The organism is Methylobacterium mesophilicum SR1.6/6 (genome assembly GCF_000364445.2).
GTDB lineage: Bacteria > Pseudomonadota > Alphaproteobacteria > Rhizobiales > Beijerinckiaceae > Methylobacterium > Methylobacterium mesophilicum_A.
Window position 1 is genome coordinate 5,343,676 of record NZ_CP043538.1, and the last position, 25,110, is coordinate 5,368,785.

General features: G+C 68.7%; 19 protein-coding genes and 1 tRNA gene. 18 read left to right on the forward strand and 2 right to left on the reverse strand.

Features of this window, described 5'->3' with window-relative positions; genetic code table 11:
* Nucleotides 1-257: 257 nt before the first annotated feature.
* The 14 genes from MMSR116_RS25270 (at nt 258) to greA (ending at nt 18,810) form a co-directional block, all read left to right on the forward strand.
* Nucleotides 258-334 (forward strand) — tRNA-Trp (locus MMSR116_RS25270).
* Nucleotides 335-516: 182 nt separating this feature from the next.
* Nucleotides 517-813 carry a preprotein translocase subunit SecE gene (gene secE / locus MMSR116_RS25275; protein ID WP_010686901.1) on the forward strand — a complete coding sequence of 99 codons (297 nt, stop codon included), beginning with the start codon at nt 517-519 and terminating at the stop codon, nt 811-813.
* Between the two features lie 56 nt (nt 814-869).
* Complete coding sequence (nusG, locus tag MMSR116_RS25280; RefSeq protein ID WP_039894690.1) at nt 870-1,403, forward strand: transcription termination/antitermination protein NusG; 534 nt, start codon at nt 870-872, stop codon at nt 1,401-1,403.
* A 220-nt stretch (nt 1,404-1,623) separates the two neighbouring features.
* The gene (gene rplK / locus MMSR116_RS25285; RefSeq protein ID WP_010686899.1) at nt 1,624-2,073 is read left to right on the forward strand and encodes a 50S ribosomal protein L11; all 450 of its coding nucleotides are present in this window, start codon (nt 1,624-1,626) and stop codon (nt 2,071-2,073) included.
* Nucleotides 2,074-2,084: 11 nt separating this feature from the next.
* A complete protein-coding gene (gene rplA, locus MMSR116_RS25290; RefSeq protein ID WP_010686898.1) occupies nt 2,085-2,783 on the forward strand; it encodes a 50S ribosomal protein L1 in 699 nt (232 codons plus the stop codon).
* 231 nt (nt 2,784-3,014) lie between these two features.
* Nucleotides 3,015-4,658: a B12-binding domain-containing radical SAM protein gene (locus MMSR116_RS25295; RefSeq protein ID WP_010686897.1), complete on the forward strand. Its 1,644-nt coding sequence runs from the start codon at nt 3,015-3,017 to the stop codon at nt 4,656-4,658.
* A 533-nt stretch (nt 4,659-5,191) separates the two neighbouring features.
* Nucleotides 5,192-5,710, forward strand: a complete 519-nt coding sequence (gene rplJ / locus MMSR116_RS25300; protein WP_010686896.1) for a 50S ribosomal protein L10 — start codon at nt 5,192-5,194, stop codon at nt 5,708-5,710.
* Nucleotides 5,711-5,758: 48 nt separating this feature from the next.
* Nucleotides 5,759-6,139, forward strand: coding sequence for a 50S ribosomal protein L7/L12 (rplL, locus tag MMSR116_RS25305; RefSeq protein ID WP_010686895.1), 381 nt, complete (start codon nt 5,759-5,761; stop codon nt 6,137-6,139).
* Nucleotides 6,140-6,384: 245 nt separating this feature from the next.
* Complete coding sequence (gene rpoB, locus MMSR116_RS25310; RefSeq protein ID WP_010686894.1) at nt 6,385-10,509, forward strand: DNA-directed RNA polymerase subunit beta; 4,125 nt, start codon at nt 6,385-6,387, stop codon at nt 10,507-10,509.
* Between the two features lie 175 nt (nt 10,510-10,684).
* Complete coding sequence (gene rpoC / locus MMSR116_RS25315; RefSeq protein ID WP_010686893.1) at nt 10,685-14,893, forward strand: DNA-directed RNA polymerase subunit beta'; 4,209 nt, start codon at nt 10,685-10,687, stop codon at nt 14,891-14,893.
* Between the two features lie 434 nt (nt 14,894-15,327).
* A complete protein-coding gene (locus MMSR116_RS25320; protein ID WP_010686892.1) occupies nt 15,328-16,425 on the forward strand; it encodes a cell wall hydrolase in 1,098 nt (365 codons plus the stop codon).
* Nucleotides 16,426-16,640: 215 nt separating this feature from the next.
* On the forward strand, nt 16,641-17,234 hold the full coding sequence (locus MMSR116_RS25325) for a hypothetical protein (protein WP_010686891.1): 594 nt from the start codon (nt 16,641-16,643) through the stop codon (nt 17,232-17,234).
* Between the two features lie 67 nt (nt 17,235-17,301).
* Nucleotides 17,302-18,288 carry an MDR family oxidoreductase gene (locus tag MMSR116_RS25330; RefSeq protein WP_010686890.1) on the forward strand — a complete coding sequence of 329 codons (987 nt, stop codon included), beginning with the start codon at nt 17,302-17,304 and terminating at the stop codon, nt 18,286-18,288.
* Between the two features lie 48 nt (nt 18,289-18,336).
* Entirely contained in the window at nt 18,337-18,810 is a 474-nt protein-coding gene (gene greA / locus MMSR116_RS25335; protein ID WP_010686889.1) for a transcription elongation factor GreA, read from the forward strand.
* Between the two features lie 6 nt (nt 18,811-18,816).
* Here the strand turns inward: greA and MMSR116_RS25340 are convergent, their stop codons facing one another.
* Nucleotides 18,817-19,689, reverse strand: a complete 873-nt coding sequence (locus MMSR116_RS25340; protein ID WP_010686888.1) for a LysR family transcriptional regulator — start codon at nt 19,687-19,689, stop codon at nt 18,817-18,819.
* 151 nt (nt 19,690-19,840) lie between these two features.
* On the opposite strand from MMSR116_RS25340, the gene wrbA reads away from it, so the two are divergent.
* Nucleotides 19,841-20,437: an NAD(P)H:quinone oxidoreductase gene (gene wrbA, locus MMSR116_RS25345; protein ID WP_010686887.1), complete on the forward strand. Its 597-nt coding sequence runs from the start codon at nt 19,841-19,843 to the stop codon at nt 20,435-20,437.
* A gap of 150 nt (nt 20,438-20,587) precedes the next feature.
* Here wrbA and MMSR116_RS25350 read toward each other — a convergent pair whose 3' ends face one another.
* Complete coding sequence (locus MMSR116_RS25350; RefSeq protein WP_010686886.1) at nt 20,588-21,586, reverse strand: L-threonylcarbamoyladenylate synthase; 999 nt, start codon at nt 21,584-21,586, stop codon at nt 20,588-20,590.
* Nucleotides 21,587-21,720: 134 nt separating this feature from the next.
* Between MMSR116_RS25350 and MMSR116_RS25355 the strand changes: the two genes are divergently transcribed.
* From MMSR116_RS25355 to MMSR116_RS25365, 3 genes are read left to right on the forward strand one after another with little or no spacing between them, the layout of a single operon-like run.
* Nucleotides 21,721-23,460 (forward strand): acyl-CoA dehydrogenase, encoded by a 1,740-nt coding sequence (locus tag MMSR116_RS25355; RefSeq protein WP_010686885.1) that lies wholly within the window; start codon nt 21,721-21,723, stop codon nt 23,458-23,460.
* Nucleotides 23,461-23,470: 10 nt separating this feature from the next.
* Nucleotides 23,471-24,235: an enoyl-CoA hydratase-related protein gene (locus tag MMSR116_RS25360; RefSeq protein WP_010686884.1), complete on the forward strand. Its 765-nt coding sequence runs from the start codon at nt 23,471-23,473 to the stop codon at nt 24,233-24,235.
* Between the two features lie 32 nt (nt 24,236-24,267).
* Entirely contained in the window at nt 24,268-25,074 is an 807-nt protein-coding gene (locus MMSR116_RS25365) for an SDR family NAD(P)-dependent oxidoreductase (RefSeq protein WP_010686883.1), read from the forward strand.
* Nucleotides 25,075-25,110 lie beyond the last annotated feature (36 nt).

Sequence of the window (25,110 nt, forward strand, 5' to 3'; positions counted from 1 at the left end):
ACCGACAAGCCCGTTGACAGAGCCGCTCTCGCGGCGATTCTCGTGCTCGGTCCCGGGGCGTATTCCGCTGGCGCTGCATGCGCCCGGGAAAAGGCCGCGATTTATCCTGCGTGCCCCTTTCGTCCGGACAGCTGGAGCGAAGCGGAACCTGATCCGGGATCCAGCGGACGGAGCGCCGCGAGAACGGCTCCGAAGCTCCGCTTCCCGCAAGCAGCCCCTTGCAAGCCGGGCCGCGATGGGGCATTGGGCGGTGCGCTAGGAGTGTAGCTCAACTGGTCAGAGCGCCGGTCTCCAAAACCGGAGGTTGCGGGTTCGAGTCCCTCCACTCCTGCCAGACATTCAGCCCGATCCCGCGCGGCGGCCCGGTCGACAAGCCGGGGGAGTTGCGCTAGAGCGGGCGCAATCCGAGATCTGAAGCGACCGTCGGTGCGGGCCCATCCGGGTCCTCGGCGCCGACATTCGCATTCCCGGATGCGGTCTCTGCCTCGGGGCCGAACACGCACAGACACTGGCGCCATGGCATCGAACGAAGCGACCAAGAAGGTGGACCTGGTGCGCGGCGCAGCCCGCGGACCCGCGAATCCGCCGCCGGCCCGGCCGGCGACGCCGACCCGGACGCCGCAGAAGCGGGCCACGCCGGGCGAGTTCTTCGCGCAGGTTCGCGACGAGGCCCGCAAGGTCACGTGGCCGACCCGCCGCGAGACCACCATTACGACGATCATGGTCTTCGTGATGGTCGTGGCCGCGAGCGTGTTCTTCACGGTGGTGGACCAGGCCCTGCGCTTCGTGGTCGGCCTGATCCTGGGCGTCTGAGGGCGGCCCAATCGGACGAGGGAGACCTCGCGGACTTGTCGGAGTTGAACGGAACCGTGTCGAAGCGCTGGTATATCGTCCACGCCTACTCGAACTTCGAGAACAAGGTCGCCCAGTCCATCAAGGACCAGGCGGCCCAGCGCGGGCTGACCGAGCTGTTCGACGAGGTGATGGTCCCGACCGAGAAGGTCGTGGAGGTGCGCCGCGGCCGGAAGGTCGATGCCGAGCGCAAGTTCTTCCCCGGCTACGTGCTGGTGAAGTGCGATCTCACCGACGAGGTCTACCACCTCATCAAGAACACCCCGAAGGTCACGGGCTTCCTCGGGGCCGACAAGTCGAAGCCGGTGCCGATTCCCGACGCCGAGGCCGAGCGGATCAAGGGCCAGGTCGCCGAGGGCGTCGACCGGCCCAAGCCCTCGATCTCCTTCGAGATCGGCGAGACCGTCCGGGTCTCGGACGGTCCGTTCGCCAGCTTCAACGGCACCGTCGAGGAGATCGACGAGGCCCGTTCCCGCCTGAAGGTGGCCGTGTCGATCTTCGGCCGTGCCACACCGGTGGAACTGGAATACGCCCAGGTCGAGAAGGCCTGATCGTAGAGCGAATAGGGAGTAGCGAATAGCGAGTACGGGTACAGGCGCCCCGCCGGGCTGACCGCCCTATTCGCTATTCGCTACTCCCTATTCGCCAAACCCCCGCGGGAGACCCGCCCGGCCTCGCCTCCGGGATCAACGGCTCGCACCGCGACCTGCAACCGTCCGACCCGCCGCGCTTCAGGCCGCACGGGGGCGGATCCTCATTGGGAGCAGTCCCATGGCGAAGAAGATCACGGGCTACGTGAAGCTTCAGGTCCCGGCCGGCGCGGCGAACCCGTCGCCGCCGATCGGTCCCGCGCTCGGTCAGCGCGGCCTCAACATCATGGAATTCTGCAAGGCCTTCAACGCGAAGACCGCGCAGATGGAGAAGGGCACCCCGATCCCGGTGATCATCACCGCGTATCAGGACCGCTCCTTCACCTTCGAGATGAAGCAGCCTCCGGTCACCTTCTTCCTGAAGAAGGCCGTCGGCCTGAAGCTCGGCAAGAAGCCGGCCTCCGGCTCCAAGACACCGGGCAAGGGCCCGACCGTCGGCAAGATCACCGAGGCGCAGCTCCGCGAGATCGCCGAGAAGAAGATGCCTGACCTCAACTGCGACACGGTCGAGTCGGCCGTCGCGATGATCCGTGGCTCCGCGCGGGCCATGGGCCTCGAAGTCGTCGCGTAAGGGAGGGCAGCATGGCTAAGGAAGGCAAGCGCATCCGCGCCGCCCGCGAGGGCATCGAGGTTACCAAGCTTTATCCCCTCGACGAGGCGATCAAGCTGGTGAAGGAGCGGGCGACCGCGAAGTTCGACGAGACCGTCGAGGTCTCGATGAACCTCGGCGTCGATCCCCGTCACGCCGACCAGATGGTCCGCGGCGTCTGCAACCTGCCGAACGGCTCCGGCCGGACGGTGCGGGTCGCGGTCTTCGCCCGCGGCGCCAAGGCGGACGACGCCAAGGCAGCGGGTGCCGACATCGTCGGCGCCGAAGATCTCCTGGAGATCGTGCAGGGCGGCAAGATCGAGTTCGACCGCTGCATTGCGACCCCCGACATGATGCCGCTGGTCGGCCGTCTCGGTAAGGTGCTGGGCCCGCGCGGCCTGATGCCGAACCCGAAGGTCGGTACCGTCACCATGGACGTGAAGGGTGCGGTGGCCGGCGCCAAGGGCGGCTCGGTGGAGTTCCGCGTCGAGAAGGCCGGCATCGTCCATGCCGGCGTCGGCAAGGTCTCGTTCGACGCCGACAAGCTCGTCGAGAACATCAAAGCGTTTGCGGACGCGGTCGCCAAGGCCAAGCCCGCGGGCGCCAAAGGCACCTACGTCCAGCGCATCGCCGTCACCTCGACGATGGGCCCGGGCGTGAAGGTCGAGCCGAGCACGGTTCTGACCGCCTGAGCTAAGGCGAAGCCTCCACGCTGCGGAGCGCCCGGCCGGAAACGGCCGGGCGTTTTGCTTTGCGGGGGCGAGGGTGGAGCGAATTTCCGACGTCGACATGTTGGCGAGCCGGCGGAATGCGACCTGGGACCCAGCACAGAAATCGCCGCGACAGCTTCACCACGCTCCCTCACGCCATTCTTAACCGCCGAGGGGGGCGCCAACGCGCATGGCTGTGCTAAATAGGCCGCCATGCGATGCACCCTGACGGTCACCTCCAAGCGACGCATCCTGTGCGTCTTTCCCGCCTACACACCGTCCTTCGGGACATTCTCACATGCCTACCCGCTGATGGGCGGGGTGAAGGCGTTCATGCCGCCGCAGGGGCTGCTGCTGATCGCGGCCTATATGCCGGAGGCTTGGGAATGCCGGTTCATCGATGAGAATATCCGCCGCGCCGGTCCGGTCGACTTCGCCTGGGCGGACGCGGTGTTCGTCTCCGGCATGCACATCCAGGAGCCGCAGATCCACGACATCCGCGACCGCGCTCGCGCCGCCGGCAAGGTCACGGTGCTGGGCGGTCCCTCGGTCTCGGGCGCACCGGAGAAGTACGGCGATTTCGACTACCTGCACATCGGCGAAATCGGTGACGCCACCGACCAGCTCGTCGCGCGCCTCGATGCCGACCTGACTCCCCCGCCTGCGCAGGTGGTGCTGGAGACGAAGGACCGCCTCGCGCTCGCGGACTTCCCGGCCCCGGCCTACGAGCAAGCACCGCTCAAGCGATACCTGATCGGCTCGCTGCAATTCTCCTCGGGCTGCCCCTATCGCTGCGAGTTCTGCGACATTCCCCAGCTCTACGGCCGCCAGCCGCGTCTGAAGAGCCCCGAGCAGATGTGCGCCGAGCTCGACGCCATCGTCAGCCAGCCGGGCCATCCGGCAGTGGTCTACTTCGTCGACGACAACTTCATCGGCAACCGCAAGGCGACGCGCGAGATGCTGCCGCATCTCGTGGCTTGGCAGAAGAAGAACAACTACCCGCTTCAGTTCGCCTGCGAGGCGACGCTGAACATGGCCAAGCAGCCCGAGATCCTCGAGCTGATGCGGCAGGCGAACTTCATGACGGTGTTTGTCGGAATCGAGACCCCGGAGGCGGACGCCCTCAAGGGTATCGACAAGACCCACAACGCCGCCGTGCCGATGTACGAGGCGATCGAGACCCTCAATTCCTACGGGCTGGAGGTCACCTCAGGCATCATCCTGGGTCTCGATTCCGACACCGACAAGTCCGAGCAGAACCTGATCGATTTCATCGATCGCTCGGCGATCCCCGTGCTGACGATCAACCTGCTGCAGGCTCTGCCCAAGACCCCGCTCTGGGACCGGCTGGAGCGCGAGGGGCGTCTCGTCCACGACGCGGCGCTGGAATCGAACGTGCTGTTCAAGCGCCCTCACGATCTGGTGGTGGGAAGCTGGCGCCGCGCCATCACGCACGCCTACGAGCCCGAGAAAATCTTCGAGCGCTTCAAGCACCAGTGCGCGGTGACCTACCCGAATCGCATCACCACGCCGACCGCCGGCAAGCTCACCTTCACCAACCTGCGCCGGGGCCTGATCCTCGGCTTCAACATCATCACCCGGGTCGGGATCTTTTCCGACTACCGCAAGCCGTTCTGGAGCGCGGCCGGCTACGCGCTGAAGCGCGGGCAGATCGAGGCGGTGTTCAACATGGGCTTCGTGGCCCACCACCTGATCCGCTTCACCCGGGAAGCCCTGCGCGGCGAGCACAACGCCTCCTTCTACGCCGCCAAGGCTGCGGAGGCGAAAGCCGCCCGCGACCGGAGTTGGTGGGAGGCGGCACGGCGGAAGCTGGTGCCGGAGCGGGAGGCGGCGTAGCTCTGGATCCGGACCGCGCGGAGCGATGCCGTCAGGGCAAGGCTCCCGCGCAAGTCCTTGCCTGCGGCGGAAAAGTCGCGCTTCGGCCCTTGGCAGGCGGCTTGCTAGGCTCTATACACCGCGCCTCACGCATTTCATCCTCACGGAAGGAGACGGCCGATCGGCCGGTTTCCGCTCGAAATGTCGCCCGGGCAACCGGGTGGCACTGGCCGGAAGGATCCTAGGGGCGACGAGCCCCGCGGAGCCTTGTCCGGCCATGTCCTGTCCGAGACTGCAGGTGCCGGTTCGCCGGCTTAATCCGCCAGCCTGCACAGACGGGGAAGACCGAATTCGAAAACGCTCCGCCTCGGCTCGCGCCGCGGAGGGGTTGTCGGTTTGAACCAACTCGCCCGAGGCGGCCTCCAGGGGCACGCGCGGGGACAGGGCCGCGAAGCGTCGTTCGGACGTTCCCGGTCTTACGGCCGAGATCACGTCCGGGCGGCATGTGCAACCGGCGGACCCGAGACCGGGTTTCGCCAACCGGAGAGAGCCCAGTGGACCGGACAGCTAAAGCTGATCTCGTCTCGACGCTCAACGGCGTGTTCAATCAGAGCGCCGTCGTCGTCGTGGCCCACTACAAGGGCCTCACGGTCGCCGACATGCAGAAGCTGCGCTCGCAGATGAAGCAGGCCGGCGCCACCGTGAAGGTCGCCAAGAACAGCCTCGCCGGCATCGCACTCGATGGCACGGACGTCGCCTCCATCAAGCCGCTCCTGAAGGGCCCGACCCTGCTCGCCTATTCCGGCGATCCGGTCGCAGCCGCGAAGGTCGCGGTCGATTTCGCCAAGGCCAACGACAAGCTCGTGATCCTCGGCGGCGCGATGGGGAAGACCGCCCTGAACCCGGACGGCGTGAAGGCGCTCGCCTCGCTCCCGTCCCTCGACGAACTGCGCGCCAAGCTCGTGGGCCTCATCCAGGCTCCCGCGACGAAGGTGGCCCAGGTCGTCAACGCGCCGGCGGCCAAGCTCGCCCGCGTGTTCGGGGCCTATGCCAAGAAGGACGAGGCCGCCTGAGGCCCTTCAAAATCCATCCGTTCGAACCGATATTGAGAGGAATTCACCATGGCTGATCTCGCCAAGCTCGTCGACGACCTGTCCTCGCTGACCGTGCTCGAGGCCGCTGACCTGGCCAAGATGCTCGAGGAGAAGTGGGGCGTCTCGGCGGCTGCCGCCGTCGCCGTCGCCGCCGGTCCGGCTGCCGGTGGTGGCGCTGCCGCTGCCGCCGAGGAGCAGACCGAGTTCACGGTTGTCCTGGCTTCAGCCGGCGACAAGAAGATCGAGGTTATCAAGGAGGTCCGCGCGATCACCGGCCTCGGCCTCAAGGAGGCCAAGGACCTCGTGGAGGGCGCGCCGAAGCCGATCAAGGAAGGCGTTGCCAAGGACGAGGCCGAGAAGCTCAAGGGCCAGCTCGAGAAGGCCGGCGCCAAGGTCGAGCTCAAGTAAGTCGACGATGGGCCGGCACCGGCCCATCACCCCACGGAGGCTCCCGGCGAGCCTGTCGTGACTGGAGCCCGCGGGTGCAGCGCCCGCGGGCTTTAGGCCGCTTCGGCGGATGGTCCTGAAAAGGGCCGACAAGAGATTCGGTTCGGTGGCGCGGCCCGGCGGGGCGCGCGTCACGGCCCGGTGCGGGAGGTCCCTTTCGGGAACGCTTCCCCGGGCGCGAGGCACGCGGGTAGGAGCGAGGTCACATGGCCAACACGCTGGTCGGTCGCAAGCGCATTCGGAAGTTCTTCGGCAAGATCAAGGAAGTTGCCGAGATGCCGAACCTCATCGAGGTTCAGAAGGCGTCCTACGACCAGTTCCTGATGGTCGACGAGCCCGAGGGCGGGCGCGCCGACGAGGGGCTGCAGAGCGTGTTCAAGTCGGTGTTCCCGATCTCCGACTTCGCCTCCACGGCGCTGCTCGAGTTCGTACGCTACACCTTCGAGGCCCCGAAGTACGACGTCGACGAGTGCCGCCAGCGCGGCATCACCTTCGCGGCCCCGCTGAAGGTCACCCTGCGCCTCATCGTGTTCGACGTCGATCCCGACACCCAGGCCAAGTCGGTCAAGGACATCAAGGAGCAGGACGTCTACATGGGCGACATGCCCCTGATGACGGAGAACGGCACCTTCATCGTCAACGGCACCGAGCGCGTCATCGTCTCGCAGATGCACCGCTCGCCGGGCGTGTTCTTCGACCACGACAAGGGCAAGACCCATTCGTCGGGCAAGCTCCTGTTCGCCGCCCGCATCATCCCGTACCGGGGCTCCTGGCTCGACGTCGAGTTCGACGCCAAGGACATCGTGCACGTCCGCATCGACCGGAAGCGCAAGCTGCCGGCGACGTCGCTGCTCTATGCCCTGGGGCTCGACGGTGAGGAAATCCTGTCGACCTTCTACAACAAGGTCGTCTACGACCGCGACGGTGCCGACTGGCGCGTGCCCTTCGACGCCGAGCGCATGAAGGGCATGAAGGCCACGGTCGACCTAATCGACGCCGATTCCGGCGAGGTCGTCTTGGAGGCCGGCAAGAAGCTCAACGCCCGCAACGCCCGCCAGATCACCGAGAAGGGCACCAAGTTCCTCAAGGCGACCGACGAGGATCTCGTCGGCCAGTACATCGCCGAGGATCTGGTCAACACCCAGACCGGCGAGATCTGGGCCGAGGCCGGCGAGGAGATCACCGAGAAGCTCCTGAAGAGCCTGGAGGATGTCGGCACCGCCGAGCTGCCGGTGCTCGACATCGACCACGTCAATGTCGGTCCCTACATCCGCAACACGCTGGCGGTGGACAAGAATTCCGGCCGCGAAGGCGCGCTGTTCGACATCTACCGGGTCATGCGCCCGGGCGAGCCGCCGACCCTCGACACCGCCGAGGCGATGTTCCACTCGCTGTTCTTCGATTCCGAGCGCTACGACCTCTCGGCGGTCGGCCGCGTGAAGATGAACATGCGGCTCGACCTCGACGCCGCCGACACGGTCCGCACGCTCCGCAAGGAGGACATGCTGGCGGTGGTCAAGGCGCTGGTCGAGCTGCGCGACGGCAAGGGCGAGGTCGACGACATCGACCACCTCGGCAACCGCCGCGTCCGCTCGGTGGGCGAGCTCATGGAGAACCAGTACCGCCTGGGCCTCCTGCGCATGGAGCGCGCCATCCGCGAGCGCATGAGCCAGGTCGATATCGACACGGTCATGCCGCAGGACCTGATCAACGCGAAGCCGGCGGCCGCGGCCGTGCGCGAGTTCTTCGGCTCGTCGCAGCTGTCGCAGTTCATGGACCAGACCAACCCGCTCTCCGAGGTGACGCACAAGCGCCGCCTCTCGGCGCTTGGCCCGGGCGGTCTGACGCGCGAACGCGCCGGCTTCGAGGTGCGCGACGTGCACCCGACCCACTACGGCCGCATCTGCCCGATCGAGACGCCGGAAGGCCCGAACATCGGCCTGATCAACTCGCTCGCCACCTTCGCGCGGGTGAACAAGTACGGCTTCATCGAGACCCCGTTCCGCCGCGTGCGCGACGGCGTGGTCACCGACGAGGTCGCCTACCTCTCCGCCATGGAGGAGGCGAAGTACTACGTCGCCCAGGCGAACGCACAGATGGACGAGGCCCGCAAGCTCACGGAGGACCTCGTGGTCTGCCGCCGGGCCGGCGAGGTGATCGTCGTGGGTCCTGAGCGCGTCGACCTTATGGACGTGTCGCCGAAGCAGCTCGTCTCGGTGGCCGCGGCGCTGATCCCGTTCCTGGAGAACGACGACGCCAACCGCGCGCTCATGGGCTCGAACATGCAGCGCCAGGCGGTGCCGCTGGTCCGCGCCGACGCCCCGTTCGTGGGCACCGGCATGGAGGCGGTGGTCGCCCGGGATTCCGGCGCCGCCATCGCGGCCCGCCGCGCCGGCATCATCGACCAGGTGGACGCCACCCGTATCGTCATCCGCGCCACGGAAGAGGCCGACGCCAACAAGCCGGGCGTCGACATCTACCGGCTGCAGAAGTTCCAGCGCTCCAACCAGTCGACCTGCATCACGCAGAAGCCTCTGGTCCGCGTCGGCGAGTTCGTGAAGAAGGGCGAGATCATCGCCGACGGACCCTCGACCGAGTTCGGCGAGCTGGCGCTGGGCCGGAACGTGCTCGTCGCGTTCATGCCGTGGAACGGCTACAACTTCGAGGACTCGATTCTGCTCTCCGAGCGGATCGTGAAGGATGACGTGTTCACCTCGATCCACATCGAGGAGTTCGAGGTGATGGCCCGCGACACCAAGCTCGGGCCTGAGGAGATCACCCGCGACATCCCGAACGTTTCGGAAGAAGCGCTCAAGAACCTCGACGAGGCCGGCATCGTCTATATCGGCGCCGAGGTGAACGCGGGCGACATCCTCGTCGGCAAGATCACCCCGAAGGGCGAGAGCCCGATGACGCCGGAGGAGAAGCTGCTCCGCGCCATCTTCGGCGAGAAGGCCTCGGACGTGCGCGACACCTCGCTGCGGGTGCCGCCGGGCGTCACCGGCACCATCGTGGAAGTCCGCGTGTTCAACCGCCACGGCGTCGACAAGGACGAGCGCGCCCAGGCGATCGAGCGCGAGGAGATCGAGCGGCTCGCCAAGGACCGCGACGACGAGCAGGCGATCCTCGACCGCAACACCTACGCCCGCCTCGCGGACGTGCTGATCGGTCAGGCGCCGGTGGCCGGCCCGAAGGGCTTCAAGAAGGACACCACGCTCACCCGCGAGCTGATCAACGACTACCCGCGCTCGCAATGGTGGCAGTTCGCCGTCATCGACGACCGTCTCATGACCGAGATGGAGGCGATGCAGAAGCAGTACGACGAGTCGAAGAAGCGCCTCGAGCAGCGCTTCCTCGACAAGGTCGAGAAGCTGCAGCGCGGCGACGAGCTGCCCCCCGGCGTCATGAAGATGGTCAAGGTCTTCGTGGCGGTGAAGCGCAAGATCCAGCCGGGCGACAAGATGGCCGGCCGTCACGGCAACAAGGGTGTCGTGTCGCGGATCGTGCCGATCGAGGACATGCCGTTCCTGGAGGACGGGACGCATGCCGACATCGTGCTCAACCCGCTGGGCGTGCCCTCGCGCATGAATGTCGGCCAGATCCTGGAGACGCACCTGGGCTGGGCGGCTGCGGGCCTGGGTCGCAAGGTGTCGAAGGCGGTGGATGCCTATCTGAAGTCGCAGGACATCGCGCCGCTGCGGGAGGAGATGAAGGCGATCTACTCCCCCGGCGAGCTCGACGGCCTGACGGACGAGGAGCTGGCCGAGGCCGGCAACAACGTCCGCCGCGGCGTGCCGATGGCCACTCCGGTGTTCAACGGCGCCAAGGAGGCCGACATCGAGCAGATGCTGGAGATGGCCGGTCTCGACCGCTCGGCGCAGTCGACGCTCTATGACGGGCGCACCGGCGAGCCCTTCGACCGCAAGGTGACGATGGGCTACATCTACATGCTGAAGCTGCACCACCTCGTGGACGACAAGATCCACGCCCGGTCGATCGGCCCGTACTCGCTCGTCACCCAGCAGCCGCTGGGCGGCAAGGCGCAGTTCGGCGGTCAGCGCTTCGGCGAGATGGAGGTCTGGGCGCTGGAGGCCTACGGCGCGGCCTACACGCTGCAGGAGATGCTCACGGTGAAGTCGGACGACGTGGCCGGCCGCACCAAGGTCTACGAGGCGATCGTCCGCGGCGACGACACCTTCGAGGCCGGCATCCCCGAGTCGTTCAACGTGCTCGTCAAGGAGATGCGCTCCCTCGGCCTCAACGTCGAGCTGACGTCCTCCAAGAAGGCCGCCAACGACCAGCTTGAGCCCCCGGCCGACGCGGCCGAGTAAGCCAGCAAAAAACCTCCCGTGGCGGCGGAGCACCGCCGCCACGGTCGAGCGGGGAGGGGAGGGGCCTTCCAGGGTTCGACGACGGTGAGCAGCGCCCGCGCGGGGCGCGGCGCCGGATTGTTTTCAGGACGCGGTGGCCCGGCGCGGGGCTGCCGGCGTCAACAAGGAGCGGATCATGAACCAAGAGGTCATGAACCTTTTCAACCAGCAGGCCACGCCGGTCAGCTTCGACCAGATCAAGATCTCGATCTCGTCCCCGGAGAAGATCCTCTCCTGGTCGTACGGCGAGATCAAGAAGCCCGAGACCATCAACTACCGGACCTTCAAGCCCGAGCGCGACGGCCTGTTCTGTGCGCGCATCTTCGGGCCGATCAAGGACTACGAGTGCTTGTGCGGCAAGTACAAGCGCATGAAGTACAAGGGCGTCATCTGCGAGAAGTGCGGCGTCGAGGTCACCCTCGCGCGCGTCCGGCGCGACCGCATGGGCCACATCGAGCTGGCCGCCCCCGTCGCCCACATCTGGTTCCTGAAGTCGCTGCCGAGCCGCATCGGCCTGCTGCTCGACATGGCGCTCAAGGACCTTGAGCGGATCCTGTACTTCGAGTCGTACTGCGTCATCGAGCCGGGCCTCACCCCCCTGAAGGAGCGTCAGCTCCTGACGGAGGAGGAGTACCTGCGCGCCCAGGAGGAGTACGGCGAGGACTCGTTCACCGCCATGATCGGCGCCGAGGCCATCCGGCGCATCCTGCAGGAACTCGACCTCGACAAGATCGCCAACGATCTGCGCGAGGAGATCGCCGTCACCACCTCGGAGCTGAAGCCCAAGAAGCTGCTGAAGCGCCTCAAGATCATCGAGGCGTTCCAGCAGTCCGGCAACCGCCCCGAGTGGATGATCCTCACGGTCGTGCCGGTGATCCCGCCGGACCTGCGCCCGCTGGTCCCGCTCGACGGCGGCCGGTTCGCAACCTCCGACCTGAACGACCTGTACCGCCGCGTCATCAACCGTAACAACCGCCTGAAGCGGCTGATCGAGCTGCGCGCGCCCGACATCATCATCCGCAACGAGAAGCGGATGCTGCAGGAGGCCGTCGACGCGCTGTTCGACAACGGCCGCCGCGGCCGCGTCATCACGGGTGCCAACAAGCGCCCGCTGAAGTCGCTCGCCGACATGCTGAAGGGCAAGCAGGGCCGGTTCCGCCAGAACCTGCTCGGCAAGCGCGTCGACTACTCGGGCCGCTCGGTCATCGTGGTCGGTCCGGAGCTGAAGCTGCACCAGTGTGGCTTGCCCAAGAAGATGGCGCTGGAGCTGTTCAAGCCGTTCATCTACGCGCGCCTCGACGCCAAGGGTTTTTCCGCGACCGTCAAGCAGGCCAAGAAGCTCGTCGAGAAGGAGAAGCCGGAGGTTTGGGACATCCTCGATGAGGTGATCCGCGAGCACCCGGTGATGCTGAACCGCGCGCCGACGCTCCACCGCCTGGGCATCCAGGCGTTCGAGCCGAAGCTGATCGAGGGCAAGGCGATCCAGCTGCATCCGCTGGTCTGCGCCGCGTTCAACGCCGATTTCGACGGCGATCAGATGGCCGTGCACGTGCCCCTGTCGCTCGAGGCGCAGCTGGAAGCGCGCGTCCTCATGATGTCGACCAACAACATCCTGCACCCGGCCAACGGTCAGCCGATCATCGTGCCGTCGCAGGATATCGTGCTCGGCCTCTACTACCTGTCGATCGTGGCCGAGGGCGCGCCGGGCGAGTTCAAGGCCGGCAACGCCAAGAACCCGATGCAGGGCGTCTACGGCGACATGGGCGAGCTGGAGCATGCCCTGGCCGCCAAGGCCGTGTCGCTGCACTCGAAGATCAAGTGGCGCTGGACCGGCATCGGCCCGGACGGCGAGCCCCTGACCAAGACCTACGAGACCACCCCGGGCCGGGTGATCCTGTCCGGCGCCCTGCCCAAGCACCGGAAGGTGCCCTTCGACGTCGTCAACAAGCTGATGACCAAGAAGGAGATCTCGGCGATGATCGACACCGTCTACCGCCACTGCGGTCAGAAGGAGTCGGTGATCTTCTGCGACCGGATCATGGCGCTGGGCTTCACCCACGCGTTCAAGGCCGGCATCTCGTTCGGCAAGGACGACATGGTCGTGCCGGAGAACAAGTGGTCGATCGTGGACACGACCCGCGCGCTCGTGAAGGATTACGAGCAGCAGTACAACGACGGCCTGATCACCCAGGGCGAGAAGTACAACAAGGTCGTCGATGCCTGGGCCAAGTGCTCGGACAAGCTGGCCGCCGAGATGATGGGCCGCATCTCGGCCGTCCAGAAGGACGACAAGGGTGCGGACAAGCAGGTCAACTCGATCTACATGATGAGCCACTCGGGTGCCCGTGGCTCGCCTGCCCAGATGAAGCAGCTCGCGGCGATGCGCGGCCTCATGGCCAAGCCGTCGGGCGAGATTATCGAGACCCCGATCATCTCGAACTTCAAGGAAGGCCTGGACGTGCTGGAGTACTTCAACTCCACGCACGGTGCCCGTAAGGGCCTGGCCGACACCGCCCTGAAGACCGCCAACTCCGGCTACCTGACCCGCCGCCTCGTCGACGTGGCCCAGGACGCGGTGATCCGCGAGGTGGATTGCGGCACGACGAGCGGCATCAAGATGCGCGCCATCGTGGATGCCGGCCAGGTCGTGGCGACGCTGGCCACCCGCATCCTCGGCCGCGCCACAGCGGAGGATCTCGTGGCCGCGGACGGCACGGTGATCGTCAAGACCGGCGAGACCATCGAGGAGCGGCACCTGCCGGCGATCAACGCCGCCGGCATCCAGGAGGTGAAGATCCGCTCGGTGCTGGTCTGCGCCACCAAGAGCGGCGTCTGCGCCACCTGCTACGGGCGCGACCTCGCCCGCGGCACGCCCGTCAACATGGGCGAGGCCGTCGGCGTCATCGCGGCGCAGTCGATCGGCGAGCCGGGCACGCAGCTCACGATGCGCACGTTCCACATCGGTGGTGCGGCCCAGATCGCCGACTCGTCGTTCATCGAGTCGAGCTTCGAGGGCACGATCAAGATCCGCAACCGGGCGATCGCCAAGAACACGGACGGGGACCTGATCGCCACCGGCCGCAACGTGGCGGTGGTCATCGTCGGGCCCGACGGGGTCGAGCGGGCGGTTCACCGCCTGCAATACGGCGCCAAGCTCCGCGTCGACGAGGGTGACAAGATCAAGCGCGGGCAGCGGATCGCCGAGTGGGATCCCTACACCCGTCCGATCCTCACCGAGGTCGACGGCATCGTGGCCTACGAGGATCTGGTCGACGGCCAGTCCATGACCGAGACCACCGACGAGTCGACCGGCATCGCCAAGCGCGTGGTCGTCGACTGGCGCGGCTCGGCCCGGACCTCGGACCTGAAGCCCGCGATGGTCGTGGTCGACAAGGACGGCAAGGCGCTCAAGCTGCCCCGCGGCTCGGACGCCCGCTACTTCCTGCCGGTCGACGCCATCATCGGCTTCGACCCCGGCGCGACGGTCAAGGCCGGCGACATCCTCGCCCGCGTCTCGACCGACTCGGCCAAGACCCGCGACATCACCGGCGGTCTGCCGCGGGTGGCGGAGCTGTTCGAGGCCCGGCGCCCGAAGGACGCGGCGATCATCGCCGAGAAGTCGGGCACCATCGCGTTCGGCCGCGACTACAAGAACAAGCGCCGGCTCACGCTGACGCCGCACGACGGCTCGGAGGCGGTCGAGTACCTGATCCCGAAGGGCAAGCACATCCACCTGCAGGACGGCGACGTGGTGGAACTCGGCGACTACATCGTCGACGGAAACCCGGCCCCGCACGACATCCTGGCGATCAAGGGCGTGGAGGAACTCGCGGCCTACCTCGTCAACGAGATCCAGGAAGTCTACCGGCTGCAGGGCGTGTCGATCAACGACAAGCACATCGAGGTGATCGTCCGTCAGATGCTGCAGAAGGTCGAGGTGACCGACGGCGGCGACTCGGACATCCTCTCGGGTGACCAGATCGATCGCACCGAGCTGACCGACTTCAACGAGAAGCTGCTTGCCGAGGGCAAGAAGCCGATCCAGGGCGTTCCGGTCCTGCTCGGCATCACCAAGGCGTCGCTGCAGACCAAGTCGTTCATCTCGGCGGCCTCGTTCCAGGAGACCACCCGCGTCCTCACGGAGGCGGCGGTCAACGGCAAGGTCGACACCCTGGAAGGCCTGAAGGAGAACGTCATCGTCGGCTCGCTCATCCCGGCCGGCACCGGCTCGATGGTGGCGGACATCCGCGCCATCGCCCGCCGCCGCGACGCGATGATCCTGCAGCAGAAGCAGACCGAGAGCGGCGCGGTGCCGGTCGAGGAGCTTCCGCCCGCCGCCGAGTGAGGCAGCCGGCCGGTTTGCGTTGAGAGAGGGCGGCCTTCGGGCCGCCCTTTTTCGTTCCGGGCTCGCGTTGTTCGACCGTTTCCCATCGACGACGTGAGCGCCGTCTCTGCGATCGGAGCGAGGCAAGCCAGGGCGGCGCCGCGCGTCCTGACGTCCCGCTGCCCTGGGTCGCTTCGCTGCGCTCGTGATGACGGACAGGGACGTGTCGACTGCAGCGTTCAACCCGAAGCCGCATCGAGACACCACGCAGTCGGCCACCTTAACCGCAACTCAACCATACCGCGCGATAAATCCAGCACGGCCGCAGAAACACCCTGGAAACGGGGAGGATCGGGTCGGGTCAGGTGCGTGAGTGCGGGTCAGGCGTCGTGGGCACGAGACGGGGACGACGGGAATCGAGCCTCCGCTGGCTCTCGGCGGCCATGACGCCCTGGATGGTCGGGCTCGGCCTCCTGGTGTCGTTCACGGCCGATGCCGGCACGGAGAACGCCATCGGATCGAGCCGTCTCGGCGTGATCGACGCCGACACCGTGCCGCCGCTGCCACCCGGCACCCTGCTGATCGGCTCGGCCCTGCGTCGGCTCGGCGACGAGCCGCCTCAGGCGGTGTTCAAAACCGGCGCGCATGTCTTCCCGATGGTCCAGCGGAGCGGCAAGGGTAATCCGGCCCGGCCGCCCGCGGAGAGCTTCGCCCGTCGGGCCGCGAACCTGCGGGAAGCAGGCGGCGCCCTCGTGTTCGGCGACGTCACCGGCAGCGTCACGGGTGTGCTGACGCAAGGCTCCGCGGTCTGGGATCCGGATTCCGAGCCGGACGCCGCCTTCGTTCCCGTGCCCGATCTCGGCCTGACCACCGGTGCCGGCACCGCCGCCTCGACGGGCGAGGGCACGGCCGATCTCACCGTTGACGGCGACCCCGCGCGCTTCGACGGATCGACCCCGCCCGTGCCGCGTGCCGTTGCCCTGTCCTCCACCACCCCGGCACCCGCGGACGCGATCCCCGTCGAGGTCGCGGCGGCGAGCCTCGCCCTGCCCGATTTCGCGATCCGCACCGAGCGCCCGGACGGTGCCCAGCCGGTCCCGGAAGATGCGCGGCGGCGCTACGCCGACCTGATCGACCCGAACTCCCTCGACAAGGAGCAGCGCTGCCTGTCCGAAGCTGTGTATTTCGAGGCCCGGAGCGAGCCGGAGGCCGGCCAAGCCGCCGTCGCGCAGGTGGTGCTCAACCGCGTGAAGAGTGGCCTCTACCCGAGCAACGTCTGCGGCGTCGTCTACCAGAACCGGCACCACTACATGGGCTGCCAGTTCTCGTTCGCCTGCGAGGGCAAGTCGCTGCGCATCACCGATGCCGGCGCCTGGGAGACCGCGACCCGCATCGCTCGCTCGGTCATCGAGGGACGCACCTACCTCGCCGAGGTCGGCGCGGCGACCCACTACCATGCCGACTACGTACGGCCCGGCTGGGCTCGCCGCCTGCGCAAGATGGACGTGATCGGGCGCCACATCTTCTATCAGCTCAAGGCAGGGCAGACGTGATCCCAGGCCGCCGAGCGGCTTTCACAATGAAGTCTGTGGAATGAACTGAGAATTCTACCTAAGCAGGCGACGTCTAAGCAGTCGAAACCGAGGGTTAATTTTACCTTCATTTCCGATAATGCTTGCGCGTCGGGCAACGAGTCTGGCCTCTGGTACGTCGAGACGAGCGCCGCCTTCGCGCAGCGTCTCGCTGTATCGCGTACCAGAGGACTCTCATGACCGCGCCGGTCGCTCGCTCCGCATTGTTCGCCGCCGCTATCGGGGGCCTGATGTTCGCCGTACCGGCTGAAGCCGGCGGCTGCTACGGCTCCCAATGCTACCGCCGCGTGGTGACGCCGCCGGTCTACGACACCGTGCAGGAGAACGTACTGGTCCGCCCGCCCCGCACGGTCTACCGCACCGTCCCGCCGGTCTACGACACCGTGTTGGAGCGCGTGATGGTCTCGCCCGGCGGCCGGTTCTGGCAGACGAGCCGCGGCCCCGGCGGCGAGCTGATCGGCTGCTGGGTGACGACGCCGCCGCGCTTCGCGGTGCGCACCCGGACCGTGCTGGTGCGCCCGCCGCAGTCGATCCCCGAGACGATTCCGCCGGAATATGCCAGCGTGAGTCGCCGCGTCCTGGTGGCGCCGGCGCGCGCCGGTTGGGCGCCTGTCGGCGGTTACGGAGCTGGCTACGGCTACCGCCCGGCCGCGTATGGCGGCCCGCTGGTCGGCTCGATCCCGGACGCGCTCGGCATCACCGGCGCCAGTTCGTCTGACGTCGGAGTCGCCCTCGGCTTCTCGTACGGCAGCCAGTACGACGGATACTGATCCGGTCCCGGCCGTCTTGATTCCGGACGTCCCGGCTACACCTCACCGCGCAATGCGGGAGGTGACGATGGGAACGTTCAAGGCCTGGGTGGTCGAGAAGAACGAGGCCGGGCAGAGCCTGGCCTTCCGGGACTTCGACGAGTCCGACCTGATGGACGGCGACGTCACCGTGCGGGTGACGCACTCGACCCTGAACTACAAGGACGGTCTCGCGCTCACCGGCACGTCGCCGGTGGTGCGCCGCTTCCCGATGATCCCGGGCATCGACTTCTCCGGGATCGTCGAGTCGTCGGACCACCCCGAGTACAAGCCGGGCGATGCCGTCGTTCTGACCGGTTGGGGCGTCGGCGAGACCCATCTCGGCGCCTACGCGCAGCGCGCCCGCGTGAAGGGCGATTGGCTGGTGCCGCTGCCCCAGGGGCTCACGGCGGAGCAGGCCATGGCGGTGGGCACCGCCGGCTACACCGCGATGCTGTGTTGCATGGCCCTCGACGCCCATGGGGTGACACCCGACCAGGGGCCGGTGATCGTCACCGGCGCCTCCGGCGGCGTCGGCTCGGTGGCCGTGGCGTTGCTGGCGCGGGCGGGCTGGCACGTGATCGCCTCGACGGGGCGGGACGGCGAGGCGGAGTACCTGAAGGGGCTCGGGGCTGCCGAGATCCTGGACAGGGCCGAATTGTCGAAGCCCGGCAAACCGCTGGGCAAGGAACGCTGGGCGGCGGGAGTCGACGCGGTCGGCTCCACCACGCTCGCCAACGTGCTCGCCATGACGAAGGCCGACGGCGCCGTGGCAGCCTGCGGGCTGGCGCAGGGGATGGACCTGCCGACCTCGGTGGCACCCTTCATCCTGCGCGGCGTCTCGCTGCTCGGCATCAACAGCGTCACCACCCCGCAGAAGAAGCGGCGCGAGGCCTGGGCGCGGCTCGCCCGGGATCTCGATTTGGCCAAGCTCGCCGCCATGACGAGCAAGGTCGGCCTGGAGGAGGTCGGACGCCTCGGCGAGGAGATCCTTGCGGGCAAGGTGCGGGGGCGGACCGTGGTCGAGATCGGATAGCATCGCCGCGTCCGGAACCGAAGCCTAAGCATTCCTGTTTCAGTCTCCATGAGCGTCGCATTCGTCAAAGAGCCTGAGGGTGGAGAAGCGTTCGAGAACCTTCCCGACCGTCCGATCTCACCCCACACCAACTTCGTGACTCCGGAGGGCCTGGCCCAGATCGAGGCCGAGGTCGCGCGTCTGGAGAAGGAGGTCGCGTCCCTGGATCCCGCCGACAAGGCCGAGGATTCCCGGATCGGCCGCGACCTGCGCTACTGGGCGGCCCGGAAGAACACCGCGCAGCTCGTGGAGCCGAAAGGGGGCTACACCGTTCAGTTCGGCTCCACCGTCACGGTGATCCGCGAGGACGAGGCCGGCAAGGAGACGCGGCAGACCTTCCGCATCGTCGGCGAGGACGAGGCCGACCCGCACAAGGGCTCAATCTCCTACGTGGCGCCGCTGGCCCGCGCCCTCACCGGCAAGACCATCGGCGATGTGGTCGAGGTCAATGGTCACGAGGTCGAGCTGATCGAGATCCGCTGAGCCGGCTCAGCGGCCCTCGAAGCGCGGTCGCAGCGGTACGATCGCCTCGGCGACATGCTCCATGAAGGCCCGGACCCGTGCCGCGTGGCGCAGGTCCGGATGCGTCAGCAACCAGAGACCGACACCGAGGTCCGGTTCCGGGCTCGACAGGCGCTGCAGCGCCGGGTCGGCGTCGGCCCCGAAGCAGGGCAGCGGACCGATCCCGACGCCTGCGGCCACGGCCGCGTCGAGGCCCGTCACGGTGTTGATCCGCAGGGCGATCCGCTCGGGCGCGGCCCGCGCCTCCACGAAGCGCGCGAGCACCCCGCCCGCCACGGCCGGGCTGGCGCTGACCCAGGTCTCCTGAGCGAGGTCGCCGTAATCCCGTCCGGCCTGGCCGTAGATCGCCCAGGCGATCCCGCTGAGCCGGCGCCCGACGAGCGTCTCGCTCGGATCCCGGCTCGCGCGGATCGCCACGTCGGCATCCCGGCGGGACAGGTTCAGCGCCTCCTCGGCGAGGATCAGGTTGAGGTGGATCTTCGGATACCGGGCGCGGAAGGCGACGAGGATCGGCATGAGCAGGTCGGTCGCGAAGTTGGCGGGGGCGGTCACCCGCAATTCGCCGGACGGCGTCTCGCCCAGGCCTGCCACAGAGCGCGCGAAATCCGTGACGTCCGTCTCGATCCGGGTGGCCGCCGCGATCATGGCCCGGCCGGCGGCCGTCGGCACGTAACCGGTGCGCAGGCGCTCGAACAGACGCACGTCGAGATGAGCCTCAAGGGCACCCAGCCGGCGGAACGCCGTGGACGGGTTGATCCCCAGGTCCCCCGCGGCCGCCGTGAGGCCGCCCCGGTCGGCCACCGCCTTGACGAGCCGGAACGCGTCCCAATCGAGTGCCACGCGGCGATCCTTGCATTCATGCAAGACCACTCTTGCATCCGAAGGCGTTCTTGCAAGACCCAAAACACGCCATGGGTGAGTACCGCGCCGCCGGACGATACGGCCGGCCGTTCAAGCCTCATCGTTCAAGACTCATCTTGGAGATCCGCACATGGCCAAGGTTCTGGTGCTGTACTACTCGACCTACGGGCACGTGGAGCAGATGGCCTACGCCGTCGCCGAGGGCGCCCGCGAGGCCGGGGCCGACGTGGTCGTCAAGCGAGTGCCCGAGTTGGTGCCGGAGGAGATCGCCCGCCAGAATCACTTCAAGCTCGATCAGTCCGCCCCGGTCGCTGCCGTCGACGAGCTGCCCCAATACGACGCGATCATCTTCGGCACGCCGACCCGGTACGGCAACATGGCCTCGCAGATGAAGCAGTTCATCGACCAGACGGGCGGACTCTGGATGAAGGGCGCGCTGGTCGGAAAGGTCGGCTCGGTCTTCACCTCGACCGCCTCCCAGCACGGCGGCCAGGAGACGACGCTGACGAGCTTCCACACGGTACTGTTCCACCATGGGATGGTCGTGGTTGGGCTACCCTACAGCTTCCAGGGACAGGCCGGCGTCGAGGCGGTCAAGGGCAACACACCCTACGGCGCCAGCACCATCGCGGACGGGGACGGCTCGCGCCAGCCGAGCGCCGTCGAGCTGGAGGGCGCCCGCTTCCAGGGCCGCCACGTGGCTGGAATCGCCGCCAAGCTGGCCTGATGGAGGGCCCAAGAAAAAAGGCTCGGATTGCTCCGAGCCTGAAAGGGAAAAGGCCATATGGGGGCTGAGAAGGCCTTTGTGATCAATAAACGGATGGGCCCAGGGTCTGTTCCGCCGTGGCGGAAAAAATCTCCGCCCCAATCTCGGCCCTCAGCGCGGCGCCGCGGCCCGCGCGAGACGGTCGCGGATCGCCTCTCCGAGACCCTCTGCGGGGATCGGCGCCACCGCGATGGTGGCGGTCCCCGCGGCATCGAGGTCGCGCAACGCGCCGAACAGGCGCGCCGCCGCCTCGGCCAGATCGCCCGACGGGCTGAGGTTCAGCGCGGCGCGGGCCCGGTCATGGCCCGGCTGGCGTTCCGGTCCGAAGAGCAGCGCCGCCTCGCCCGGTTCGATGTGCGTCGCGTCGAGCCGGACCTGTGCCCGGGGCGCATAGTGCGAGGCGAGCAGGCCTGGCCCGGCCGGCCGGTCGGCGTCGGCCGGATCGGGCGCCGCCGGATCGGAGCCCAGGACCGCGCGGAGCGCCGCGCGGGTGATGCCGCCCGGACGCAGCAGGCGCGGCGGCCCGCCGAGGCAGGCCACAACAGTCGACTCGACGCCCACCGGCGTGTCGCCGCCATCGAGCACCGCGGCGATCCGGCCCGCGAGATCGTCGAGGACATGGTCCGCCCGGGTCGGACTGACCCGGCCCGAACGGTTCGCCGAGGGGGCCGCCACGGGTCGGCCGGCGGCGGCCAGCAGATCCCGGGCGAGGGGATGCGCAGGCACCCGCAGGGCGACGCTTCCCAGCCCGGCGCGGGCGAGGTCGCAGACGCGCGTGCCCGGACACGCCGGGACGACCAGGGTGAGCGGGCCCGGCCAGAAGGCCTCGGCGAGGCGGCGGGCCTGCGCGTCGAAAGCGCCTTCCGCCAGGGCGGCCTCCGTGTCGGGCAGATGCGCGATGAGCGGGTTGAAGCGCGGGCGCTCCTTGGCGGCGAAGATCCGCGCCACGGCGGCGTCATTCGTGGCATCGGCCCCGAGGCCGTAGACCGTCTCGGTCGGGAAGGCGACGAGGCCGCCCGCGCGCAGGAGTGCGGCGGCCTCCCCGAGGCCGGACGCATCGGGGGCGAGCCGCCGGGTCGCGGCCGGGACCGTTGACCCGGGATCATTCATGCGGGAAGCCGTCTCCGAGGTGATGGCGGCGCGCGGCGCGCCCGCCTATCCTCGAACCGCCGTAGCCCCGGCACGCGCGCGCGGTCAAACCCGCCCGGCGAATGACCGTGCTGGCCGCGACGAGGGAGGATCGTATGAGTTACCGTGCCCCGGTTCCGGAGATGCTGTTCACCCTCCGGCATGTGGTCGGGCTCGACGCCGTCGATCCCGAGGACGCGGAGGCGATCCTCACAGAGGCCGGGCGGATCGCCGGCGGGGTGATCGCGCCCCTCAACCGGGTCGGCGACCGGCACGGCACGCCCTTCACGGACGGGCGCGTCACCACCCCGCCGGGCTGGCGGGAGGCGTACTGCACCTTCACGGAGGGCGGCTGGAACGGGCTCTCGGCCGAGGCCGACCACGGCGGCCAGGGCCTGCCGAAGCTGATCGAGGCCGCCTGCACCGAGATGTGGAACGGCGCCAACCTCGCCTTCGGCCTCTGCCCGCTCCTGACCCAGGGCGGCATCGAGGCTCTGGCGGCCCACGGCTCCGACGACCTCAGGGCGCGCTATCTGGAAAAGCTCGTCTCGGGCGAATGGCCCGCCACCATGAACCTGACCGAGCCGCAGGCGGGCTCCGACCTCGCCCTGCTGCGGACCCGCGCCGTCCCCGCGGGCGACGGCACCTACCGGATCACCGGCAACAAGATCTACATCACCTACGGCGAGCACGATCTCGCCGATAACATCGTCCACCTCGTGCTCGCGCGGCTGCCGGACGCGCCCGCCGGCACGCGCGGCATCTCGCTGTTCCTGGTCCCGAAGGTTCTGCCGGACGGGACCCGCAACGACCTGCGCTGCTCCGGCATCGAGCACAAGCTCGGCATCCACGCTTCGCCGACCTGCTCCATGGCGTTCGGCGACCAGGGCGGGGCGACCGGCTGGCTGATCGGCCAGGAGCACAAGGGCCTCGCCTGCATGTTCACGATGATGAACGCGGCCCGGCTCGGCGTCGGCCTTCAGGGGGTCGGCGTCGCCGAGGCCGCAACGCAGCGGGCGCTGGCCTACGCGCAGGAGCGGCGGCAGGGCAAGGCCGTGGGGGCTGCGGAGGCGACGAGCCCCATCGTCGCCCATCCGGACGTGCAGCGGATGCTGCTCACCATGAAGGCCTACACGGCGGCGGCTCGCGCGATCTGCTACCTCACCGCCGCCGCCCTCGACGCGTCGAAGGCGCTGGAGGGGCAGGCCGCCCTCGACCGCGCCTCCCTGCTGACCCCGGTGGCCAAGGCGTTCTCCACAGACCTCGCCAACGAGGTGACATCGCTGGGCGTGCAGGTCCATGGCGGCATGGGCTTCGTGGAGGAGACCGGCGCGGCGCAGCTCATGCGCGACGCGCGTATTCTCGGCATCTACGAGGGCACCAACGGCATTCAGGCCATCGATCTCACCGCCCGCAAGCTGCCGCTGAACGGCGGCGCCACTGCCCGCTCGCAGATCGCCTGGATGCGCCGGGCGGCCGAGGGCCTGCTCAAGGCGGGCGACCCTGCCTTCGGCCACATGACGGCGCGACTGCGGGACGCGATCGGCAGCCTTGACCGTGCCACGAGTCATCAGCTCGCGACGCTGGCCTCGAACCGTCCCGAGACGGCACTCGCGGGCGCGGGCCCGTATCTCCGCCTGTTCGGCCTGACGCTCGGCGGCGCCTGCCTCTCCCGGAGCGCGCTCGCGGCGAGCGCCGCCCGGACCGCCGGCGAGACCGACCCGGCCCACGCCGCGCGGATCGCGCTGGCCCGGTTCTACGCCGAGAACCTCTTGGTTGCCGCGGCCGGCCTGGAGCAGAGCGTGGTCGCCGGCGGCGCCTTCACGGACGACGCCGCGCTGGCGCTGGCGGTTTGAGGAGCGGGACATGGCCGACACCGTCGCGATCACCGATCGTCCAGGGGGCGTCCGCCTCATCACCCTGAACCGGCCGGAGAAGAAGAACGCGCTTACCGGCGCCATGTACGATTCCATGCGCGCGGCGCTTGCCGAGGCCGATGGATCGGACGAGGTCGGCGCCGTCGTCTTCGCCGGGCAGCCCGGCATGTTCAGCGCCGGCAACGACCTCGCCGATTTCATGGGGCATGCCGGGGACGGGTTCAGCAACTCGCCGGCCCTGTCGTTCATCCGCCAGCTCGCCCGGACGCGCACGCCCATGGTGGCGGCGGTCGACGGGATCGCGGTGGGCATCGGCGCGACGCTCTGCCTGCATTGCGATCTCGTCTATGCCAGCCCGGCGGCGCGGCTGCGCATGCCCTTCGTGGAACTCGGCCTCGTGCCCGAGGCGGCGTCGAGCTACCTGCTGCCCCTGCGCGTCGGTCGGCTCCGGGCCACCGAGCTGCTCCTCCTGTCCCGGCCGCTCGAGGCCGACGAGGCCCAGGCGCTGGGCCTGGTGAACGCGGTCATGCCCGCCGACATGCTGATGGAGCATGCGATCGCGCAGGCGGCGCGCCTCGCCGCACTCCCGCGCGGTGCGCTGGCAGCCTCCCGTGCGCTCCTCCGGGGTGATCAGGCCCAGGTCGAAGCGGCCCTGGAGGCCGAGGCCAGGGCCTTCGACGCGCAACTGCGCTCGCCCGAATCCCAGGAGCGGCTCGCCGCCTTCCTGTCGCGGTCGAAGCCTGGTCCTGCGTGAGCACGCCCGACCTGTCCCAAAAGATCTGCCTCGTGGCCGGCGCCTCGCGGGGCGTCGGCCGCGGGCTCGCCCGCGCTCTGGGGGAGGCGGGCGCCACCGTGATCGTCACCGCCCGCTCCAGCGAGACGGGCCCGCGCACCGAGCTGCGGCCCGAATCGATCGAGGACACAGCCCGCATGGTCGATGCCGCGGGCGGGCGCGGGCACCACTACCTCTGCGATCACCGCTCCGAGCGCGCCACGGACACGCTGGTCCACTGGATCTTGCGCCGGTTCGGGCGGATCGACGTGGCGGCCTGTTCCGTCTGGGGCGGCAACGAGGGCTACGACGGCGAGCGCTATCCGGACGGCGCCGGTTGGGGCACGCCGTTCTGGCGCCGCTCCGCGGAACCCTATCTCGGCTTCCTCGAGGCCGGTCCTTTGCCGGCTCTGCTGCTGGCCCGCGCGGTCGCGCCGGCTATGGTGGCGGCGCGGTCGGGGCTGATCGCGCTGGTCTCCTTCGGGACCGAGGATTATCTCGGTGACGTCTTCTACGATTCCGCCAAGGCCGCCACCAACCGGCTGGCGCTCGCCTTCGCCCGGGAACTCGCGCCGCACGGCGTCACGGCGCTCGGCCTCTCGCCGGGCTTCGTCGCCACCGAGCGGGCGCGGGACCTAGGGCAGGACGGGCTCGCCACCGAGGGGCCGCTCTACGCCGGCCGGGCGCTCGCCGCGCTGGCGGCCGATCCGGAGGTCGCCGCCCGGGCCGGTGCGGTCCTGCATGCCGGGGACCTCGCCCGGATCTACGGCTTCACCGACGCTGACGGCACGCAGCCGGAGCGTTTCCGGGTCGGGCCGTGATGGTGCGCCGCGGGCGCTGTCGCCGAAATGGCGCAA

Excerpts from the sequence above, each read along its gene's own strand:
- rplL (WP_010686895.1), top strand. The coding sequence starts at position 5,759 with ATGGCTGATCTCGCCAAGCTCGTCGACGACCTGTCCTCGCTGACCGTG.
- secE (WP_010686901.1), top strand. The coding sequence starts at position 517 with ATGGCATCGAACGAAGCGACCAAGAAGGTGGACCTGGTGCGCGGCGCA.
- MMSR116_RS25330 (WP_010686890.1), top strand. The coding sequence starts at position 17,302 with ATGGGAACGTTCAAGGCCTGGGTGGTCGAGAAGAACGAGGCCGGGCAG.
- MMSR116_RS25360 (WP_010686884.1), top strand. The coding sequence starts at position 23,471 with ATGGCCGACACCGTCGCGATCACCGATCGTCCAGGGGGCGTCCGCCTC.
- MMSR116_RS25325 (WP_010686891.1), top strand. The coding sequence starts at position 16,641 with ATGACCGCGCCGGTCGCTCGCTCCGCATTGTTCGCCGCCGCTATCGGG.
- rplA (WP_010686898.1), top strand. The coding sequence starts at position 2,085 with ATGGCTAAGGAAGGCAAGCGCATCCGCGCCGCCCGCGAGGGCATCGAG.
- rpoC (WP_010686893.1), top strand. The coding sequence starts at position 10,685 with ATGAACCAAGAGGTCATGAACCTTTTCAACCAGCAGGCCACGCCGGTC.
- MMSR116_RS25320 (WP_010686892.1), top strand. The coding sequence starts at position 15,328 with ATGGTCGGGCTCGGCCTCCTGGTGTCGTTCACGGCCGATGCCGGCACG.
- MMSR116_RS25295 (WP_010686897.1), top strand. The coding sequence starts at position 3,015 with ATGCGATGCACCCTGACGGTCACCTCCAAGCGACGCATCCTGTGCGTC.
- rplK (WP_010686899.1), top strand. The coding sequence starts at position 1,624 with ATGGCGAAGAAGATCACGGGCTACGTGAAGCTTCAGGTCCCGGCCGGC.
- MMSR116_RS25355 (WP_010686885.1), top strand. The coding sequence starts at position 21,721 with ATGAGTTACCGTGCCCCGGTTCCGGAGATGCTGTTCACCCTCCGGCAT.
- rpoB (WP_010686894.1), top strand. The coding sequence starts at position 6,385 with ATGGCCAACACGCTGGTCGGTCGCAAGCGCATTCGGAAGTTCTTCGGC.
- wrbA (WP_010686887.1), top strand. The coding sequence starts at position 19,841 with ATGGCCAAGGTTCTGGTGCTGTACTACTCGACCTACGGGCACGTGGAG.
- MMSR116_RS25350 (WP_010686886.1), bottom strand. The coding sequence starts at position 21,586 with ATGAATGATCCCGGGTCAACGGTCCCGGCCGCGACCCGGCGGCTCGCC.
- greA (WP_010686889.1), top strand. The coding sequence starts at position 18,337 with ATGAGCGTCGCATTCGTCAAAGAGCCTGAGGGTGGAGAAGCGTTCGAG.